Origin of the sequence: Lutibacter sp. A64 (genome assembly GCF_022429565.1) — a bacterium.
Lineage (GTDB): Bacteria > Bacteroidota > Bacteroidia > Flavobacteriales > Flavobacteriaceae > Lutibacter.
The window spans coordinates 2,940,963-2,958,268 of the sequence record NZ_CP092487.1; the positions used below are offsets into that span (position 1 = coordinate 2,940,963).

At 29.6% G+C, this 17,306-nt stretch carries 17 protein-coding genes; 12 read left to right on the plus strand and 5 right to left on the minus strand.

What is annotated here, in order from left to right:
* Nucleotides 1-25: 25 nt before the first annotated feature.
* A complete protein-coding gene (locus MKD41_RS12015) occupies nt 26-766 on the minus strand; it encodes an NYN domain-containing protein (protein ID WP_240242532.1) in 741 nt (246 codons plus the stop codon).
* Nucleotides 767-959: 193 nt separating this feature from the next.
* Here MKD41_RS12015 and MKD41_RS12020 point away from each other — a divergent pair, with 193 nt between their 5' ends.
* From MKD41_RS12020 to MKD41_RS12040, 5 genes are all read left to right on the plus strand, one after another.
* A complete protein-coding gene (locus tag MKD41_RS12020) occupies nt 960-1,874 on the plus strand; it encodes a glutaminase (protein WP_240242533.1) in 915 nt (304 codons plus the stop codon).
* A gap of 11 nt (nt 1,875-1,885) precedes the next feature.
* The gene (locus tag MKD41_RS12025; RefSeq protein WP_240242534.1) at nt 1,886-2,122 is read left to right on the plus strand and encodes a hypothetical protein; all 237 of its coding nucleotides are present in this window, start codon (nt 1,886-1,888) and stop codon (nt 2,120-2,122) included.
* Between the two features lie 22 nt (nt 2,123-2,144).
* Nucleotides 2,145-2,312: a hypothetical protein gene (locus MKD41_RS12030; protein WP_240242535.1), complete on the plus strand. Its 168-nt coding sequence runs from the start codon at nt 2,145-2,147 to the stop codon at nt 2,310-2,312.
* A gap of 38 nt (nt 2,313-2,350) precedes the next feature.
* Entirely contained in the window at nt 2,351-3,235 is an 885-nt protein-coding gene (locus MKD41_RS12035) for a LysR substrate-binding domain-containing protein (protein WP_240242536.1), read from the plus strand.
* A gap of 75 nt (nt 3,236-3,310) precedes the next feature.
* Complete coding sequence (locus MKD41_RS12040; protein WP_240242537.1) at nt 3,311-4,231, plus strand: YeiH family protein; 921 nt, start codon at nt 3,311-3,313, stop codon at nt 4,229-4,231.
* 11 nt (nt 4,232-4,242) lie between these two features.
* On the opposite strand, the gene MKD41_RS12045 is transcribed toward MKD41_RS12040, so the two are convergent.
* Genes MKD41_RS12045 through MKD41_RS12055 form a run of 3 tightly spaced genes read right to left on the minus strand, consistent with a single transcriptional unit; the run spans nt 4,243 to nt 6,321 of the window.
* Nucleotides 4,243-4,770: a hypothetical protein gene (locus MKD41_RS12045; protein ID WP_240242538.1), complete on the minus strand. Its 528-nt coding sequence runs from the start codon at nt 4,768-4,770 to the stop codon at nt 4,243-4,245.
* Nucleotides 4,771-4,780: 10 nt separating this feature from the next.
* Nucleotides 4,781-5,176 carry a DoxX family protein gene (locus MKD41_RS12050; RefSeq protein ID WP_240242539.1) on the minus strand — a complete coding sequence of 132 codons (396 nt, stop codon included), beginning with the start codon at nt 5,174-5,176 and terminating at the stop codon, nt 4,781-4,783.
* 2 nt (nt 5,177-5,178) lie between these two features.
* On the minus strand, nt 5,179-6,321 hold the full coding sequence (locus MKD41_RS12055) for a DNA polymerase III subunit (RefSeq protein WP_240242540.1): 1,143 nt from the start codon (nt 6,319-6,321) through the stop codon (nt 5,179-5,181).
* 249 nt (nt 6,322-6,570) lie between these two features.
* Between MKD41_RS12055 and MKD41_RS12060 the strand changes: the two genes are divergently transcribed.
* From MKD41_RS12060 to ccsA, 7 genes are all read left to right on the plus strand, one after another.
* Nucleotides 6,571-7,758 carry a phosphoglycerate kinase gene (locus MKD41_RS12060; RefSeq protein WP_240242541.1) on the plus strand — a complete coding sequence of 396 codons (1,188 nt, stop codon included), beginning with the start codon at nt 6,571-6,573 and terminating at the stop codon, nt 7,756-7,758.
* A 196-nt stretch (nt 7,759-7,954) separates the two neighbouring features.
* The gene (locus tag MKD41_RS12065) at nt 7,955-8,992 is read left to right on the plus strand and encodes an aldo/keto reductase (RefSeq protein WP_240242542.1); all 1,038 of its coding nucleotides are present in this window, start codon (nt 7,955-7,957) and stop codon (nt 8,990-8,992) included.
* 525 nt (nt 8,993-9,517) lie between these two features.
* The gene (nrfH, locus tag MKD41_RS12070) at nt 9,518-10,135 is read left to right on the plus strand and encodes a cytochrome c nitrite reductase small subunit (RefSeq protein WP_240242543.1); all 618 of its coding nucleotides are present in this window, start codon (nt 9,518-9,520) and stop codon (nt 10,133-10,135) included.
* Nucleotides 10,128-11,618, plus strand: coding sequence for an ammonia-forming cytochrome c nitrite reductase (gene nrfA / locus MKD41_RS12075; protein ID WP_240242544.1), 1,491 nt, complete (start codon nt 10,128-10,130; stop codon nt 11,616-11,618). Before nrfH ends, nrfA begins: the two co-directional genes overlap by 8 nt.
* 109 nt (nt 11,619-11,727) lie before the next feature.
* Entirely contained in the window at nt 11,728-12,573 is an 846-nt protein-coding gene (locus tag MKD41_RS12080; protein WP_240242545.1) for a sialate O-acetylesterase, read from the plus strand.
* A gap of 9 nt (nt 12,574-12,582) precedes the next feature.
* Nucleotides 12,583-13,851 (plus strand): cytochrome c biogenesis protein ResB, encoded by a 1,269-nt coding sequence (locus tag MKD41_RS12085; protein WP_240225983.1) that lies wholly within the window; start codon nt 12,583-12,585, stop codon nt 13,849-13,851.
* 1 nt (nt 13,852) lies between these two features.
* Complete coding sequence (ccsA, locus tag MKD41_RS12090; protein ID WP_240242546.1) at nt 13,853-14,653, plus strand: cytochrome c biogenesis protein CcsA; 801 nt, start codon at nt 13,853-13,855, stop codon at nt 14,651-14,653.
* Nucleotides 14,654-14,676: 23 nt separating this feature from the next.
* On the opposite strand, the gene MKD41_RS12095 is transcribed toward ccsA, so the two are convergent.
* Entirely contained in the window at nt 14,677-17,256 is a 2,580-nt protein-coding gene (locus tag MKD41_RS12095; RefSeq protein WP_240242547.1) for an alpha/beta hydrolase-fold protein, read from the minus strand.
* Between the last annotated feature and the right edge of the window lie 50 nt (nt 17,257-17,306).

Sequence of the window (17,306 nt, forward strand, 5' to 3'; positions counted from 1 at the left end):
ATGTATATTTATTTTATAAATAATGCTAATTTCTCTTTTTATTTCTAACATAAATAAGTTTAAAACGTCCGCTAGTTTTTTCACGCTGTTCAATTTCAAATTGAGGTAAAGATTTAAACAAAGGCGTTAGCTTTTCAAAACCAAAATTACGCGCATCAAAATTGGGTTGTTTTTTTATAATAAGTGAACCAACATCACCCATAAAAGCCCAACCATCATCATCAGCTGTGTCATCTACAGAGTTTCTTAAAAGCCTAATTATTTTTGGTGTAATTTTATCGATACTCGCTTTTTTCTGTGTTGTTTTACCGTTTTCGGTTTCGTCTTCACTTGTATCTAATATTTCTAAATAAATAAATTTATCACAAGCAACAATAAACGGATCTGGTGTTTTCTTTTCGCCAATACCATAAACAACAAGGCCTTCTTCTCTTAATCTGGTCGCTAATTTAGTAAAATCGCTATCTGAAGAAACCAAGCAAAAACCATCTACTTTTTCTGAATATAAAATATCCATTGCATCAATAATCATTGCAGAATCTGTAGCATTTTTACCTGTAGTATAGCCATATTGTTGAATTGGAGTTATTGCATTTTCTAATAAAATAACTTTCCATTTAGCAAGTTGAGGTTTGGTCCAATCGCCATAAATACGTTTTACGGTGGGTGTACCATATTTGGTAATTTCCTGCATCATTTCTTTAATATATTTTGAAGGAATATTATCACCATCAATTAGTACGGCTAGTTTTGTGTCTTTTATCATAATTGTTAAATATACGGAATTTATTCATTAATATTTTATACTTTTAAATCCAATTCAATTTTATAAATAAATTGAATTATTTTTTAATTAATTGAGAATAAAATTCAATGTTTAGTGCTACTAATTAAACAATAAAAATACCTATTTTTCTTAAATTAATTCAATAGAAACCAAACAAAAATTAAATTAAAAAATGGATTATAATAACATTATATTCAAAATATATAATAATTTAGATAAGTTAAAAAAGGAAGGAGAAGTAGCTTCTTATATTCCTGAACTTGCCAAAGTAGATCCTAATAAATTTGGTGTACATATTACCACTACAGACAATCAACATTTTAGTATTGGAGATTCGAATGAAAAATTTTCTATACAAAGTATTGCAAAAGTATTGGCCTTAACAATAGCTTATGATAAAATAGGTGAAAAGATTTGGAAGCGTTTAGGAGTTGAGCCTTCGGGAACTGCATTTAACTCTTTAGTGCAGTTAGAGTTGGATAAAGGCATACCTCGAAATCCATTAATAAATGCTGGAGCAATAGTAATTTGCGATATTTTAATCAGTCATTTTAAAGACCCAAAAATAGAATTTTTAAATTTTATAAGAGCACTATCAGGAAATCCATTAATAGATTTTTGTTCTAGAATTGTTGAGTCTGAAAAGCAAACAGGTTATAAAAATGTTGCACTTGTAAACTTAATGAAATCTTTTAACAATATTAAAAATGATATTGATGTAGTTATGGATTTTTATTATAATTTATGCTCTATTGAAATGACTTGTAAAGAGCTTTCGCGCACATTTTTATTTTTAACTACAGATGGTATAGATCCAATTACAAATAAAAAAATAATTTCAGAAAGTAAGTCTAAACGTATAAATGCTATTATGCAATTGTGTGGTTTTTACGATGAAGCTGGTGAGTTTGCTTTTAAAGTAGGTTTACCAGGTAAAAGTGGTGTTGGAGGTGGAATTGTTGCCATTCATCCAAATCAATATAGTATTGCGGTTTGGAGTCCTAGGTTAAATAAAAAAGGAAATTCTAAAAAAGGAATGAAATTTTTAGAACAATTTACAACTAAAACACAATTATCTATTTTTTAAAAATAAATATTATGGAAAATAATGAAGCATTTATAGATTTTTATACAGGCTCAGAAATTATGATAATGGGTCTAAAAAAACGCTTAGAATCAATTGATGTATTTGGAATAGTTCAAAACGATTTTAATTCTGGAAACCTTGCCGGATTTGTTGGTGGAACTACTAGCGCAGTTAGATTTAAAATTCGTGCAATGGATTTTGAAAAAGCACAACCAATATTAGAAGCATATTTAAAAGAAGATAACTAGTTAAATAATTAAGTTTAAAATAATGAATAAATATAGAGTTTTAGGAATTGTATTATTAATTATAGGAATAGTAATAATGAAAACAGTTAATAACGATTTAGGTTCTTTTATCTCAGGAATTTTGATAGGTATTGGTGCTGTAATTGCTGTAACTGGAAAGACAGTTTTTCAAAAAAAGAATATCAAATAAACTAAAATAATTTCGCCAATTAAGTTACCTATAAGTTAATGAAAACCAAGTTGCATATTTTTAAAGTTGTTGCCAATCATTTAAGTTTTACAAAAGCTTCGGAACAGTTATTTTTATCGCAACCTGCAGTTTCTAAAACAATACGAAATTTAGAAGAAACCTATAAAATTACCTTATTTTTAAGAAAAAGAAACTCCATAGAATTAACTAGTGAAGGAAAAGCATTTTTAATTTATGTGAATAAAATTTTAGAGATTTATGCAGCTATGAAACATCAGTTTTTGCATCAAAATAAAACCTTTCCAAACATAATAAATTTTGGTGTAAGTACAACAGTAGCAAACTATATTATTCCAAAGGTAATTGCAAAATTTAGAACGCAATTTCCAAAAATTAAATTTGAAATTACCAGTGGAAATTCTGATGATGTTGAAGACCTAATTTTAAATCAAAAATTAAACTTTGGAATAATTGAAGGTAAAAACACCAACCGTAAACTGCAATTTAAAGAGTTTATTAAAGATGAAATTGTATTGGTTACAAATGTTAAAAATAATGCTTTTAAAAAAGATGTTATTAGTTTAAAAGAACTGCAAGAAATTCCTATTATTTTGCGCGAAATGGGTTCTGGAACAAAAGAAATTATTTTCGAATATTTGAACAAGCATCAAATTAAAAAACTGAATACCGTTGTAACCTTAAATAGTACCGAAGCTATTAAAAATTACCTTTTTAATTCGGATAATTATGCATTTATGTCAATTCATGCCATCTCAGAAGAGTTAATAAATAACAAGCTTAAAATTATAGATGTTAAAGATTTAAATATTGAACGATGGTTTTATTTTGTTTCTAGAACCGGGTATCAATCTAATTTAATGGATTATTTTGAAAAGTATACGTTAAATATCTATAACTTTTAGTTATATCAAACAATAAATTAATTTGCTAAAAAGTTATTCTATGTAGCTAGTTTTGTATCGATAAATATTACCGATATGAAAGTTAGATTAACAAAAATTATTTTCTTATTAACAGCAATTTTTATTCTATTTGGAACAATTAATAGTCCTACAGCATTACTACTTGGATTTTTATTTGCGCTTATTTTTAAGAATCCTTTTATATCAAAGAGTCATAAAGCAATTCATCATTTTTTAAAAATTGCAGTTGTGGGTTTAGGTTTTGGAATGTTAATAAAAGAAACACTTGCAACCAGTAAACAAGGTTTTAGTCTAACTTTTTTTTCAATTATTTTAACGGTAAGTTTAGGTTTGTTACTTACTAAAGTATTTAAATTAGATAAAAAATTAGGACATTTAATTACCTCTGGAACTTCTATTTGTGGCGGAAGTGCTATTGCTGCAATTTCACCAGTAATAAAAGCAAATAGCAAATCTATTAGTATTGCTTTAGGAATTGTATTTTTATTAAATTCTATTGCGTTGTTTGTTTTTCCTGCAATTGGACACTTATTAAATCTATCTCAAGAGCAGTTTGGTTTATGGTGTGCCATTGCTATACACGATACCAGTTCGGTTGTTGGTGCAGCAATGGGTTATGGAGAAGAGGCTTTAAGAATTGCTACAACCGTAAAACTATCTAGAACATTATGGATTATACCCTTGTCTATTGTTTCAATGTTTATTTTTAAAACTAAAGGCGAAAAAATTAAAATTCCATATTTTATTTTGTTATTTATACTTGCTATTTTTATAAATAGTTACCAGTTACTTCCAATTTTAATAACAAGTGAAATTGTGTTTTTTTCTAAAAGATTATTGGTATTAACGTTGTTTCTTGTAGGTTCAACAATTTCAATAACAGACTTAAAATCCACAGGACTAAAACCAATAGTATTAGCCTTAAGCTTGTGGATCTTTATTTCAATATTTTCACTGGTTTATATCACCTATTAAAAAAAGGTTTACTATTTACTTTTAGCTCCAGAAAACTGATGTTCTTTTATTTTAAATAACACATTAAAAGTGGTTAAACTTCCATAAACACGAGTAATATATTGTTGTAAATCAACTTTTTCTTGATCGTCTAATAATTTGCTAGAATTTATTTTTTGCTCCATTACTCTAACGCGATCTCTAACCATTACAATTTTATGAAAAAAGGTATCAATCGGAATTTCTTTACTTGCTAAATTGGTGTCTTTTGGTTCTAAAATTAGCTTTCCACCTTTCCAACGGTCTGCAATTGGAACAATTTCAGAAATATCTGACCATTGTTTTAGCATATTTCTAAGTGTGTTTTCAACTTCGTAAAAACTGATAGTATCCACTTCATCTTCAACACTTTCAATAACTTCAAAATCGCTATTTAAATCAATAGTTTCCAATCCGTTTTCTATAAAAGTAACCCAATAATGTTTTGAGGTTACGTTGGTAACTACTCCTAAACCAAATTCGGTATGTTTAATACGAGAACCTATTCCTAATAATTTCATAATCAATAATTTAAGTTAATAAAAAAATTCCAATAATAGTTAAAATAAAGTACACTGTTATGTTCATAGCGCCTGCATAATCTTTAGCCAAACGTTGTCCTATTAAAAATTGTAACAATATAATAGCAGAAACTTCCAAACTAATTTTAGCAATAGCAATAGTGTCTTCTAAAACTAAAAAATAAAGTCCAATACACAATAAAATAACTGCAGCAATTTCAAATATTAAAACCTGAATCATTACTACAGGAATCATTTTATAAAGTATGGTATTTTTAAAATGATTGGTATAATAAGCAATAGTATTTTTCCAATCAGCTATTTTTTCAATAACCGATAAAAAAAAGGTTATTATAAAGAATAACAACACTAAAATTACAGCTGAATTAGCATTAAAAATAGACATAATTAAGTGGTTTCTTTAGTATGTAAAAGGCGTGTTAGTTTTATTGATAAATCTAACAATATAATTTTAGCGTTTCCATTACGCTCTATATGGTAAATGGCATCATTTAATTCATTGGTAATATCTAAAATATTTCCACTGTGAATAAAAGGTGCAAAATTTTCTAATTTAAAACCGGGAGTTTTTGGTTCTAAAAAGACCAAAGTATCTGCGCTATAATTTAATAACATGGCTTGTCTAAAAAACTGCAAACAATAATTTAAAAATCGTTTTTGGGTTTCTCTACCGCTTTTTGCAATGGTTTCGCTCCAACTAATTAAATTTTGAATTACGGCAGCATTTCCTTTTGCTTTAAAGGCAGCTCTAATCCAAGTTATAAACCATTGTTCAAACTGCTCGTCTGCATTATCGTTATGTAATAAATGCAAGGCTTTATTAAAATTACCATCAGATTGGTAGGCAATTTGTGCAGCTAGAGATGGTTCTACACCTTCTTTTTCTATCAATCCTTTTTCAATGGCTTCATTAGGTAATAATGGAAAATGCAATATTTGACAACGCGATTTTATGGTTGTAATTATTTGTTGTTCATCTTCAGCAACTAATAAAAAAACTGTTTTTTCTGGTGGTTCTTCTAATAATTTTAACAATTTATTAGAGGCAGAAGTATTCATTTTTTCAGCCATCCAAATAATCATTACTTTATAACCACCTTCATAACTTTTTAAGGTTAATGATTTTACAATTTGTTCGGCTTCATCAACACCAATTTGGCCTTGTTTGTTTTCTACACCAATAGATTGTAACCATTCAAATAAATTTCCGTAGGGTTTCTGTTTAACAAACTCGCGCCATTCTTCTAAAAAATCATTACTTATTGGTTTACTTTTAATGCGATCGTTTGTAGCAACCGGAAAAGCAAAATGCAAATCGGGATGCATTAATTTTTCACATTTAACAGTTGTAGTTTCTGGGTTTGTGCTAGAAGAAACTAAAATATATTGTGCATAAGCAATGGCTATTGCTAAAACACCTGTGCCTTCTTTACCTACAAATAATTGTGCATGAGAAATCCTACCATTATCAGTAGATTTTACTAAATGGTTTTTTAAATGTTCTTGACCTAATATTTCAGAAAAATTCATTAGAGCGAAAGTAAAACTTTTTTTTAATTTTTAAATTAATTAAGTATTGCAATCTTTCAAACTTAAATCTTTTAATTAAAAAAAATGAAATCGGTTTCGTAAAAAAGTGCAATCTTTAGTCTAAATTGAGTTATATTTGTACAACTAATAATTTATATAAAAATTAACCGAGCAGGCTAAAAGGCTTATCACGCAACAAAATTATAAATAGCGAACAGCAGGTGACCGTTAAAAAAATAAAAAATACACATGAAAACAATACAAGATATTAATTTTGAAGGAAAAAAAGCGTTAATACGTGTTGACTTTAATGTACCGTTAGATGAAGATTTTAACGTAACAGATGCAACAAGAATTGAAGCGGCAAAACCAACTATTATAAAAGTTTTAGAAGATGGTGGAGCGGTAGTTTTAATGTCGCATTTAGGACGTCCAAAAGGAGTTGAAGACAAATTTTCTTTAAAGCATATTGTAGATAAAGTTTCTGAAATTATTGGAGTTCAAATAAAATTTGCTTCAAATTGTGTAGGTGAAGTTGCTGAAAAAGCAGCAGCTGAATTAAATATGGGTGAAGTTTTGTTGTTAGAAAATTTACGTTTTCATAATGAAGAAAAGGCTGGTGATGTCGATTTTGCTAAACAACTTTCTAAATTAGGAGATGTTTACGTAAACGATGCTTTTGGAACAGCACACAGAGCTCACGCTTCTACAACAATAGTTGCTCAGTTTTTTCCTGAAGCAAAATGCTTTGGAGCTTTATTAGCACAAGAAATTATAAGTCTTAAAAAAATATTAGAAGAAGGTGAAAAACCAGTTTTAGCTATTTTAGGAGGTGCAAAAGTGTCTTCAAAAATTACAGTTATTGAAAATATTTTAGATAAAGTAGACCACTTAATTATAGGTGGTGGTATGGGCTTTACTTTTATTAAAGCACAAGGAGGTAAAATTGGAGATTCTATTTGTGAAGATGATAAACAAGAATTAGCACTTGAAATTTTAGCACAAGCTAAAGCAAAAGGTGTACAAGTTCATATTCCAGTTGATGTAATTGTTGCTGATGACTTTAGCAACGACGCAAATACACAAGTTTGTGATATTTATAACATTCCTGATGGTTGGGAAGGTGTAGATGCTGGTCCAAAAACAAGAGAAATTTTTGACAAAATTGTAAAAGAATCTAAAACAATCCTTTGGAATGGTCCATTAGGTGTTTTTGAAATGGAAAGTTTTGCTGGTGGAACAATTGCACTTGGAAACTCTATTGCAGAAGCAACTAAAAACGGAACATTCTCACTTGTAGGTGGGGGAGATTCTGTGGCAGCTGTAAAACAATTTGGTTTTGCAGATAAAGTAAGTTATGTTTCTACAGGTGGTGGAGCAATGTTAGAAAGCCTTGAAGGAAAAACATTACCAGGTATTGAAGCAATATTAAAATAAATAAACCGCCATGCTGAACTTGTTTCAGCATCTCACAATACTTAAAAAACCATTTTCTATTTTGAAAGTGGTTTTTTTATTTCGTTATTTTTCTCTATTTCACCAATCAACTTTTACACACTTAAACCATTTAAAATTATTATTTTCTTTAAGTTTGAAACCAACTTTTGAACTTTTAACTCTTTAAACTAAAAACATGAAATACACCAAAATTCCAAATACCGATATAAAAGTTAGTAAAATTTGTTTGGGAACTATGACTTTCGGTCAGCAAAACACCGAAAAACAAGCTCATGAACAACTAAATTATGCAGTAGAACAAGGTGTAAATTTTATTGATACTGCAGAAATGTATTCGGTACCTGCGCAAGCTGTAACACAAGGAAATACAGAACGGTATATTGGAGCGTGGTTAAAAAATCAAAAGAGAGAAGATTTAGTAGTTGCTTCTAAAGTTGTTGGACCCAATGATTCTTTTAATTATATAAGAGAAAACCTTGGTTTTTCTAAAAATGCCATTGAAGATGCTCTAACAAAAAGTTTAAAAAGATTACAAACCGATTATATAGATTTGTATCAATTGCATTGGCCCGAACGCAATGCAAATTTTTTTGGAAAAAGAAATTATGTTCACAAAACCGATGAAAAATGGGAAGATAATTTTAAAGAAGTTATTGAAACTTTAAATAAATATGTGAAAGAAGGAAAAATACGTCATTACGGTGTTTCTAATGAGACCTCTTGGGGTGTTATGCGTCAGATAACCGAAAGTAACAATAATAATTTAACACGTTGTAAAACCATTCAAAATCCATATTCTTTATTAAATAGGTTATTTGAAATTAATTTAGCTGAGGTTGCAATGCGAGAAAATATTGGTTTATTAGCGTATTCTCCATTAGGTTTTGGAACACTTTCAGGGAAATATTTAAACGGAAAAATGCCCAATAATTCTCGTATAAAATTATTTCCACAATACAATAGATATAGTAGTAAACAATCTATTTTTTTGACTGAAAAATATGCAGAATTAGCTAAAGAATTAGAGATTAGTTTAACACAACTTTCTTTAGCATTTGTAAATCAGCGTGAATTTTTAACAGCTAATATTATTGGAGCCACAACATTAGAGCAATTAAAAGAAAATATTTCAAGTATTCACATAGAACTTTCTTCTGAAACTTTAAATAAAATAGATGCAATTCAAGAATTACAGCCTAATCCAGCTCCTTAAAAACAACTAAAAAAATCGAATTTTTCAATCAAAATTTCTTGTAATTTTTTCTTTTTTTAGAAATTAAAATAGTATTTGTTGCCTTATATTTTGTTTAAATAACCCGTTGTGCATTTTGATTATTTACTCGTGTATTAGCATCAGTTCGAGTTATTTTTGATAAAAATCGTATCGAGAACCATTATAGTTCTATAAAAATACCATTTTAGATACTAATTTTAAGCCTAAGAAGGCTAAAATTCACTCGAATTGACGAAGTTTTATCAAAATGCACAATAGGTTTAAATAGTTAATTGGTATTTAAGTAAATATTTCTATTTAGTAAACTAATAAAGTTTGTAAATAGTTATAAGATAATGAGTTAAAATATTATTTAAAGTTGTAATTATTTTCATATATTTTTTATTTCTATGATTTAAATCATAGTTTAAACTTAAAATTTTTACAAAATTTGTATAAACAAGAAATAAAAGAGATTTTTTTGTCTTAAAATCCTTTTTTGAATTTTTCAAAAATTATATTTATATGAAAAGGCTATTTAAATTTTTTATTCCACCAAAACAATGGCGTATACCGGTAATTATTTTACTGGGTGCTATTTGTGGGTTAGGTTTGTACGCAATGGTTGAATCAAAGGCCATATCTTATTTGTCTGATGACCCAAAAACGTGTGCTAATTGTCATGTAATGACTCCACAATATACAACTTGGCAAAATAGCTCTCACCGGGAATGGGCTTCTTGTAATGATTGCCATGTACCTCATGATAATATTTTTAACACATATTATTTTAAAGCCAAAGACGGTTTATACCATGCTTCAGTTTTTACAACTCGTGGAGAACCAGAAGTGATTAAAATGAAAGAAGCTGGTAATGAAGTGGTTCAAAATAACTGTATTCGTTGTCATCAAGATCAAGTTACCGATGCGCGCTTAAATGGAATGATAGCAACGCATTTTGAAGATAGAACAGAACGTAAATGTTGGACCTGTCATCAAGAAGTTCCACACGGAAGTATACATAGTTTGTCTTCAGTAAAATACTACGGAAAAATTTCAGATGAACATCAAGAAACAGTACCAAATTGGCTTAGTAAATTTTTAAATAAATCAGAAAAACAAAAAGATAAAAAAGATGAGTAATAAAAGAAAACCTTGGATGAACTGGATGCTTTTTTTAGCATCGTTAGTAATTGTGTTTTTGTTAGGACTTTTAGTGTCTTCAATAACAGAACGCAAAATGGAGGCTAAATTTGCATATACTCCAATGACTGAAATTAATAAATTGGAACCTAGAAATGAAGTTTGGGGAGAAAATTTTCCTCGAGAATTTCAATCGTATTACAAAACGGCAGATACTACTTTCCGTTCAAAATATAATGGAAATGCAATGATTGATATGCTTGAAGAAGATCCTCGTTTAGTGGTACTTTGGGCAGGTTATGGATTTTCAAAAGATTACAATCAAGGACGTGGACACGTGTACGCAATTGAAGATGTAAGAAATACTTTAAGAACAGGCGCTCCAACTGGACCAGAAGACGGACCTATGCCTTCTACTTGTTGGACGTGTAAATCGCCAGATGTACCACGTTTAATAAACGAAATAGGAGTGGATGCTTATTATAGTGGTAAATGGGCAAGTAAAGGTACAGAAATTGTGAATCCAATTGGTTGTGCAAACTGTCATGATGAAGAATCAATGCGACTTACTATTACGCAACCAGCTTTAATTGAAGCCTTTGAACGTCAAGGAAAAGACATTACAAAAGTTTCACATAACGAAATGCGTTCGTTGGTGTGTGCGCAATGTCACGTAGAATATTATTTCAACAAAAATTTACCTGGAAAAGAAGGAATCCCTTACTTAGTTTTCCCTTGGGATGATGGTCAAACTGTTGAAGATATGGAAAAATATTATGACAATATTGAATTTAGCGATTGGACACACGCCATTAGTAAAGCACCAATGTTAAAGGCACAACATCCAGGTTACGAAACCTACAATATGGGTATTCACGGCCAAAGAGGAGTTTCATGTGCCGACTGCCATATGCCCTATAAAACTGAGGGTGGACAAAAATTTACCGATCATCATATTCAATCTCCTTTAAATAATGTGGCGAATTCTTGTCAAGTTTGTCATAGAGAAGAAAAAGATGAATTAATTGCAAATGTTTTCAGTAATCAAGATCGTATTATAGAAAATCGTGACCAATTAGAACGTTTATTAGTACGTGCACACGTTGAAGCAGGTAAATGTTGGGAATTAGGAGCTACTGAAGCTCAAATGAAAGATATTTTACAAGGTATTCGTATTGGACAATGGCGTTGGGATTATGTTGCAGCATCGCACGGTGGTTCTTTTCACGCCCCAGTTGAGTTAGGTAGAGTTCTTGGTAAAGGAATTGATATTACACAAGAAACTAGAATTAAATTAGCAAAATTGTTAATGAAATTAGGGTTTGAAGGTGAAGTTCCTTATCCAAATATTGAAACAAAAGACGATGCTCAAAAGTTTATTGGATTACCAATAGACGAATTAAAAGCTGAAAAGAAAGTTTTCTTAAAAGAATTAGCTACAGAGTGGGATAAAGAAGCTGCTGAAAGAGAGGCTAAATATTAATTTTGAAAAGATTTAGAGTATAAGACAATAGGCGCTAAAAATGCTTCTGAAAAATTAATCGGAAGCATTTTTAGTATATTTGAAAGTATCTAAAATTAAATAAATTTTTATGAACAGTTTCAAAATAAGTGCACCTTTATTTTTGTTAGTAGTAATGGTTTTATTTACCACTTCAGCTTTTTCTCAAAACTCTAATTTTCATGTTTATTTGTGTTTCGGGCAATCAAATATGGAAGGGCAAGGAGTTATTGAAGAACAAGATAAAACCGTAGACAATCGCTTTTTAATGATGCAAAGTACAGATTGCCCTAATTTAGAAAAAACCTTAGGAAGTTGGTATCCAGCAATTCCACCTTTAAGTCAATGTTATACAGGACTTTCACCTGCCGATTATTTTGGTAGAACTATGGTTGAAAAATTACCAGATAGCATAAAAGTAGGAGTTATTAATGTGTCCGTTGGAGGTTGCGATATACGCTTATTTGACAAAGATTTATACTTAGAGTACGATGATACTTATCCTGAAGCTTGGTTTACAGATAAAGTTGCAGGCTATGGCGGTAATCCGTATCAACGTATAATTAAACTTGCCAAATTAGCGCAAAAAGATGGTGTAATTAAAGGTATTTTATTACATCAAGGTGAAACAAATACAGGAGATGAAAATTGGCCGTTGTATGTAGCAACTGTTTACAATAATATGCTAGAAGATCTTTCTTTAAATGCAGCCGATGTGCCTTTGTTAGTTGGTGAAGTTGTTCATGAAAATCAACAAGGTAAATGTGCAAGTATGAATGCAATTATTGCAACTGTACCAAAAGTGATTCCAACAGCACATGTAATTTCATCAGATGGTTGTTCGGTAAAATCAGATAATGTTCATTTTAATGCTCAAGGTTACCGTGAATTAGGAAAACGTTATGCAATTGAAATGTTAAAAATAGTAGAAAACTAAAATTCTTAATTGAATTTATTCGATAAAAATATGAGTGAAAATACCATAAAATTTCAACGCAAACTTTGGGAAAACCCTTGGGGTTACGCTGAATCTTTTTTTATAGGTTTTGGATTAATGCTAACAGGCTTTTTTTTAGAAGTTTTTGCAGGTTCAGAACATATAGTTACAGTTTCGTATCCGTACAATATTTTTATATTGTTTGGTTATATTTTAGTGTTATTTGTACTGTATAAAAAATTTGCAGATAAGCAGTTGATTCGGTGGCTTACCAAAGTTCCAGCTTCTATTTCAAGCATTGTACTTATTACTATTTTGGTAATGTTCATGGGAATAATTCCACAGGTTCCTTCAACAAATAACTTGATCAATAATTTAGGTTTAAATCGCATTACTACAAACTGGGCATTTTTATTAATTTTATTTCAATTTTTAACCTGTTTAGGTCTTATTTCAATCAAAAGAATTTTACAATTTAAGTGGAGTAATTTTGGGTTTATTTTAAATCACGTAGGCTTATTTTTAGCACTAACAGCAGGTATGTTAGGTACTGGAGATTTACAGCGGTTATCTATAAATTTATATGAAGAAAAACCAAGTTGGATAGCAACGGATGCACAAAATAACCAACTTGAATTGCCTTTTGCTTTTTATTTAAAAGATTTTGTAATTGAAGAATATGCACCAAAATTAGCATTAATAGACAATAGTACCGGGAGTATTTCGCAAAATAAAGGCAATAATTTATATTTAGTTGAAAAAGATGAAACCTATTTTTTTAACAATTTTGAAGTAACGGTTGAAGATTATTTACCAAATGCCATTCGCTTTGGAATGCGATATGAACCTGTTAATGAAATTGGCGCACCACCAGCGGCATTTATTTCAGTAAAAAATATTGAAAATGATTCCATTCAAAAAGGGTGGATTAGTAGCGGAAGTTTCCGATATTCATATGAATCATTAAAAATTAATGATGCCTATTCTATGGTAATGACCATTCCTGAAGCAAAAAAATTTAGTTCAGACATAGATATTTTAACTAAAGAAGGAGAACGTATAAGTACAGTTTTAGAAGTAAATAAGCCTTTTAAATTTAGAGGTTATAAAATTTATCAATTAAGTTACGATGATAAAATGGGTAAATGGAGTAATTTAAGCGTTTTAGAACTTGTAAAAGACCCTTGGCTTCCTTTAATATATTTGGGTATATTTATGATGATTGCTGGTGCTATTTATATGTTTTGGATGGGAAATAAAATAACTAAAAACGAATAATATGACTTGGATAGATTTTCCTTTTTATAGTTCAATAACGGGTTTTTTATGGGTTTTAGGACTTATTTTTTTAGTAGTTTCCTATAAAAAACAAACACTCATAAAAATAGCATATTTGTTATTTTTGTTGGGCTGGGCAATGTTGATAACCTTTGTAGTAAAATTGTGGATAGAACTCGACCGTCCGCCAATGCGAACCTTGGGTGAAACTCGCTTATGGTATGCTACATTTTTACCTTTAATTGGTTTTATAACTTATATACGTTGGAAATATAAGTGGTTTTTAGCATACAGTATTTTAATGGCAGCAATGTTTTTAGCTATTAATTATTTAAACCCAGAAACATACTCTAAAACATTAATGCCAGCGTTACAAAGTCCGTGGTTTATACCACATGTATTGGTATACTTATTTTCTTATGCCGTGTTAGCAGCTTCAAGTATAGTTGCCATAAAAGGTTGGTACGATAGTTACAAAGGAAATTTTAATATAGAAACCTTAAAATTAGCCGACAACCTAGTGTACATCGGTTTTGCTTTTTTAACCTTAGGATTGCTTTTTGGAGCTTTATGGGCAAAAGAAGCTTGGGGACATTATTGGACTTGGGATCCAAAAGAAGTTTGGGCATTTTTAACTTGGATGGGTTATTTAATTTACATTCATTACCGTCATTTTCATAATCATAAAACAAAACAAGCGCTAACTATTTTAGCACTTGCTTTTGTTGTTTTATTAGTATGTTGGTTTGGTGTAAATTATTTGCCAGTTGCAAACACCAGTGTACATACATATACAAATTAGTTTAAAAGATAATTAATGTTATTTTAATTCCATTTAAAATCTCCTTTATCGATAGACCAATCATTTCCAAAAAAACCTGCACATTTTACAGCTTTATCTCCATTGGAAATTACTGTATTGTCGAATAATAGTACATCTGGAAACGTTGTACCATTTACTAAATAGTTATTAGCATACGTAGCTTTCATACCATTAGTTCCGGTTGCAGTTACTATACCAATACTTGCAAAATCGCTATCGGTTCTTGGTACTGTAAAATATAATCCCCATTGGTTTCCAGTTAATTTTTTAGTACCAATAGTTACTAAATTATCTTCTACTTGGATAGGGCTATTTTTAAGTAATTTATTCCAAGCAGCATTATTGCTTTTATTTCCGTAAATAATTACGTTTCTATCTGTGTATTTTTTAGCATTAAAGTCGGTATCTTTTATAACTTCAATTGTACCATTTGCTCTATACCAGAATGTTTCTGCATCAAATTTTGCTTTATTATAATACCATTCGTTTTCAAGAGTTGACCCTTTTGTTGCGTACACAAATACAACATTATGTCTAAAAGCATCTTTAAAACCACCATTTCTATGTGGTCCTTTTTCTTGTAATGAAGGTTTATTTACAATGTTCCATTCATTGTTTTTAGCTGTTAAAAACACTTTTGAATTGGAGTTTACATTAAAAGTTGTTCCATCTACAGAAATGTTGGTAATAGTATCGCTTAATTTAGTTAAATCAACTTCTAATAATTCAACATTATCAGTATCAATTTTAAATGAATTTTCTTTTGAGAAATTAAAAGAACTTACTTCAAAAGGCTTTTTTTGTTGATGGATAGTAATAAAATTAGATGTTGCAGAAACTCCAGGAGAACCTGTATAAAATTCTAGGTTTTTAATTTCGTTTGGATTTTTTAGTGTACGTTCTTTAAAAAAGTTAAATATTTTATACCAATCTAAACTGTGATTTCCGTACCAATGCGTTCCATCAGGATATTCATAATAAGTAAAATCGTTATGAAATTTACCTAAACGTTCTCTCATATCACGTGCAATAAAAGTTGGTACAACATTGTCTTTTTCTCCGTGTAAAACATATACACCATAATGTAAGTAGTTACGAATTAATTTTAATGTTCGGCTTGGAGTACCAGCTCTTTTCATTAATATTTCAACTTCTGTTGGTATGTAGGGAGTTTTTATTTTGGCAACAACTTCAGGAGTCATTCCTCTTTTAGTTAACTCCTCTTGCGGTAATTCTAAGGTTTTCTTTAAAAAACTATCGCGGTACAATAATAAGTCTGGATAACCAGCACACGGAGCAATAGACGCAAATTTATCTGGATATGTAGCACCTAAATACCAAGTTCCGTGTCCACCCATTGAGTGACCTGTTAAATAAATTTTTGAAGGATCTGGTTGATAAATATTTTTAGCATCAGCTAAAACTTCTAAAGCATCTAATCTTCCCCAATCTTCCCAAGCAAAACCAAAAGGTCTACGGTTGGTTGGTGCAACTACATTTCCCCAGTCTTTTTTCTGGTAAGCATTCGCTTGGTTTACAGCTTCTACAGAAGCACCGTGTACTGAAAGAAATAACGCTTGTTTTTCTGAATTTTTATCGGTTGAAGGTGCAACACTATAATATTGAACACTTCCATCTATATTACTTATAAATGTTTTTTTATGATGTTTGTGTTTTGTTTTAATTTCTACTTTAACTATTTGATTAGAAACAATTTGACTTTTATTATCTTTAAGTTCTAATTGTAAATTTACTTGTTCTAAAGGTGTTTCTTTTGATACTGAAGCAATAGAAAAAGGAACTTTAAGCACACTCATTGGAGGAATTGCTATTACTTTTGATTCTTTTTGAGTTCCTAATAAATTAGATGATATTGTATAATTTTCAACCCAGTTATTAGATGCGTTTATTACTCTAATTGCTCCTTTATAATCTTTGGTTTCCTCTACTAAAATATCTGGCATTGTAAGATCTCTTGATGTAAATTGAACAGGTTTTTGAGGTTCAATTAAACGCGCTCTAATACGAGGAAAACGACCAACTTTTAAAATAAAAGTATTGGTTCCTTTTTTTAGTTTAAGAGGAATTAAATTCCAACCAAAATCGTAATGATCACCTTCGTGTGGCAATCCATTTATTAATAGCATTGTATGTCCAGAAGCTTCAAAAAGAACAGTTTTTTCTGAGTTAGATTTATAGGTTAAATAAACATAACTAGATTTTAAATCTTTATTACTAAATGTATTTGTTTCATCTGTTGAAATGGCTTTCCATTTTAATTCATTTCCTAGATAATCAATATCAAAAACTTCATTTTCTGAAACTTTTAAAGTAGGATTCATTAAAAATTTATCAAAAACAGGTTCTTTTGGAAAAGAAGAAGAATTAAAAGTGAAATCTTGAATTTTTAAGGAAAGTCCGTTTTTAAATACGTGTAGTAATTTTCCCTCACTAATTTCATTTACTTTTTCTTTGCCAAAATATTCTACAATATTTCCTGTTTTTTGTTGGGCAAATTGTACGGTGGTAATTAAAAGAATCAAAATAAAGCTTGAAACTTTTTTGTAATTTTTTAGTTGCATTTTTAAAGTTTACGATTTTATTAGAAAACTTAAATATGCAATTATTACGT

Bases quoted from the DNA above. Each gene is read 5' to 3' on its own strand.
- MKD41_RS12045 (WP_240242538.1), bottom strand. From the start codon at position 4,770: ATGAAATTATTAGGAATAGGTTCTCGTATTAAACATACCGAATTTGGT.
- nrfH (WP_240242543.1), top strand. From the start codon at position 9,518: ATGAAAAGGCTATTTAAATTTTTTATTCCACCAAAACAATGGCGTATA.
- MKD41_RS12025 (WP_240242534.1), top strand. From the start codon at position 1,886: ATGGAAAATAATGAAGCATTTATAGATTTTTATACAGGCTCAGAAATT.
- nrfA (WP_240242544.1), top strand. From the start codon at position 10,128: ATGAGTAATAAAAGAAAACCTTGGATGAACTGGATGCTTTTTTTAGCA.
- MKD41_RS12035 (WP_240242536.1), top strand. From the start codon at position 2,351: ATGAAAACCAAGTTGCATATTTTTAAAGTTGTTGCCAATCATTTAAGT.
- MKD41_RS12040 (WP_240242537.1), top strand. From the start codon at position 3,311: ATGAAAGTTAGATTAACAAAAATTATTTTCTTATTAACAGCAATTTTT.
- MKD41_RS12050 (WP_240242539.1), bottom strand. From the start codon at position 5,176: ATGTCTATTTTTAATGCTAATTCAGCTGTAATTTTAGTGTTGTTATTC.
- MKD41_RS12060 (WP_240242541.1), top strand. From the start codon at position 6,571: ATGAAAACAATACAAGATATTAATTTTGAAGGAAAAAAAGCGTTAATA.
- MKD41_RS12080 (WP_240242545.1), top strand. From the start codon at position 11,728: ATGAACAGTTTCAAAATAAGTGCACCTTTATTTTTGTTAGTAGTAATG.
- MKD41_RS12055 (WP_240242540.1), bottom strand. From the start codon at position 6,321: ATGAATTTTTCTGAAATATTAGGTCAAGAACATTTAAAAAACCATTTA.
- MKD41_RS12065 (WP_240242542.1), top strand. From the start codon at position 7,955: ATGAAATACACCAAAATTCCAAATACCGATATAAAAGTTAGTAAAATT.
- MKD41_RS12095 (WP_240242547.1), bottom strand. From the start codon at position 17,256: ATGCAACTAAAAAATTACAAAAAAGTTTCAAGCTTTATTTTGATTCTT.
- MKD41_RS12020 (WP_240242533.1), top strand. From the start codon at position 960: ATGGATTATAATAACATTATATTCAAAATATATAATAATTTAGATAAG.
- MKD41_RS12015 (WP_240242532.1), bottom strand. From the start codon at position 766: ATGATAAAAGACACAAAACTAGCCGTACTAATTGATGGTGATAATATT.
- MKD41_RS12030 (WP_240242535.1), top strand. From the start codon at position 2,145: ATGAATAAATATAGAGTTTTAGGAATTGTATTATTAATTATAGGAATA.
- ccsA (WP_240242546.1), top strand. From the start codon at position 13,853: ATGACTTGGATAGATTTTCCTTTTTATAGTTCAATAACGGGTTTTTTA.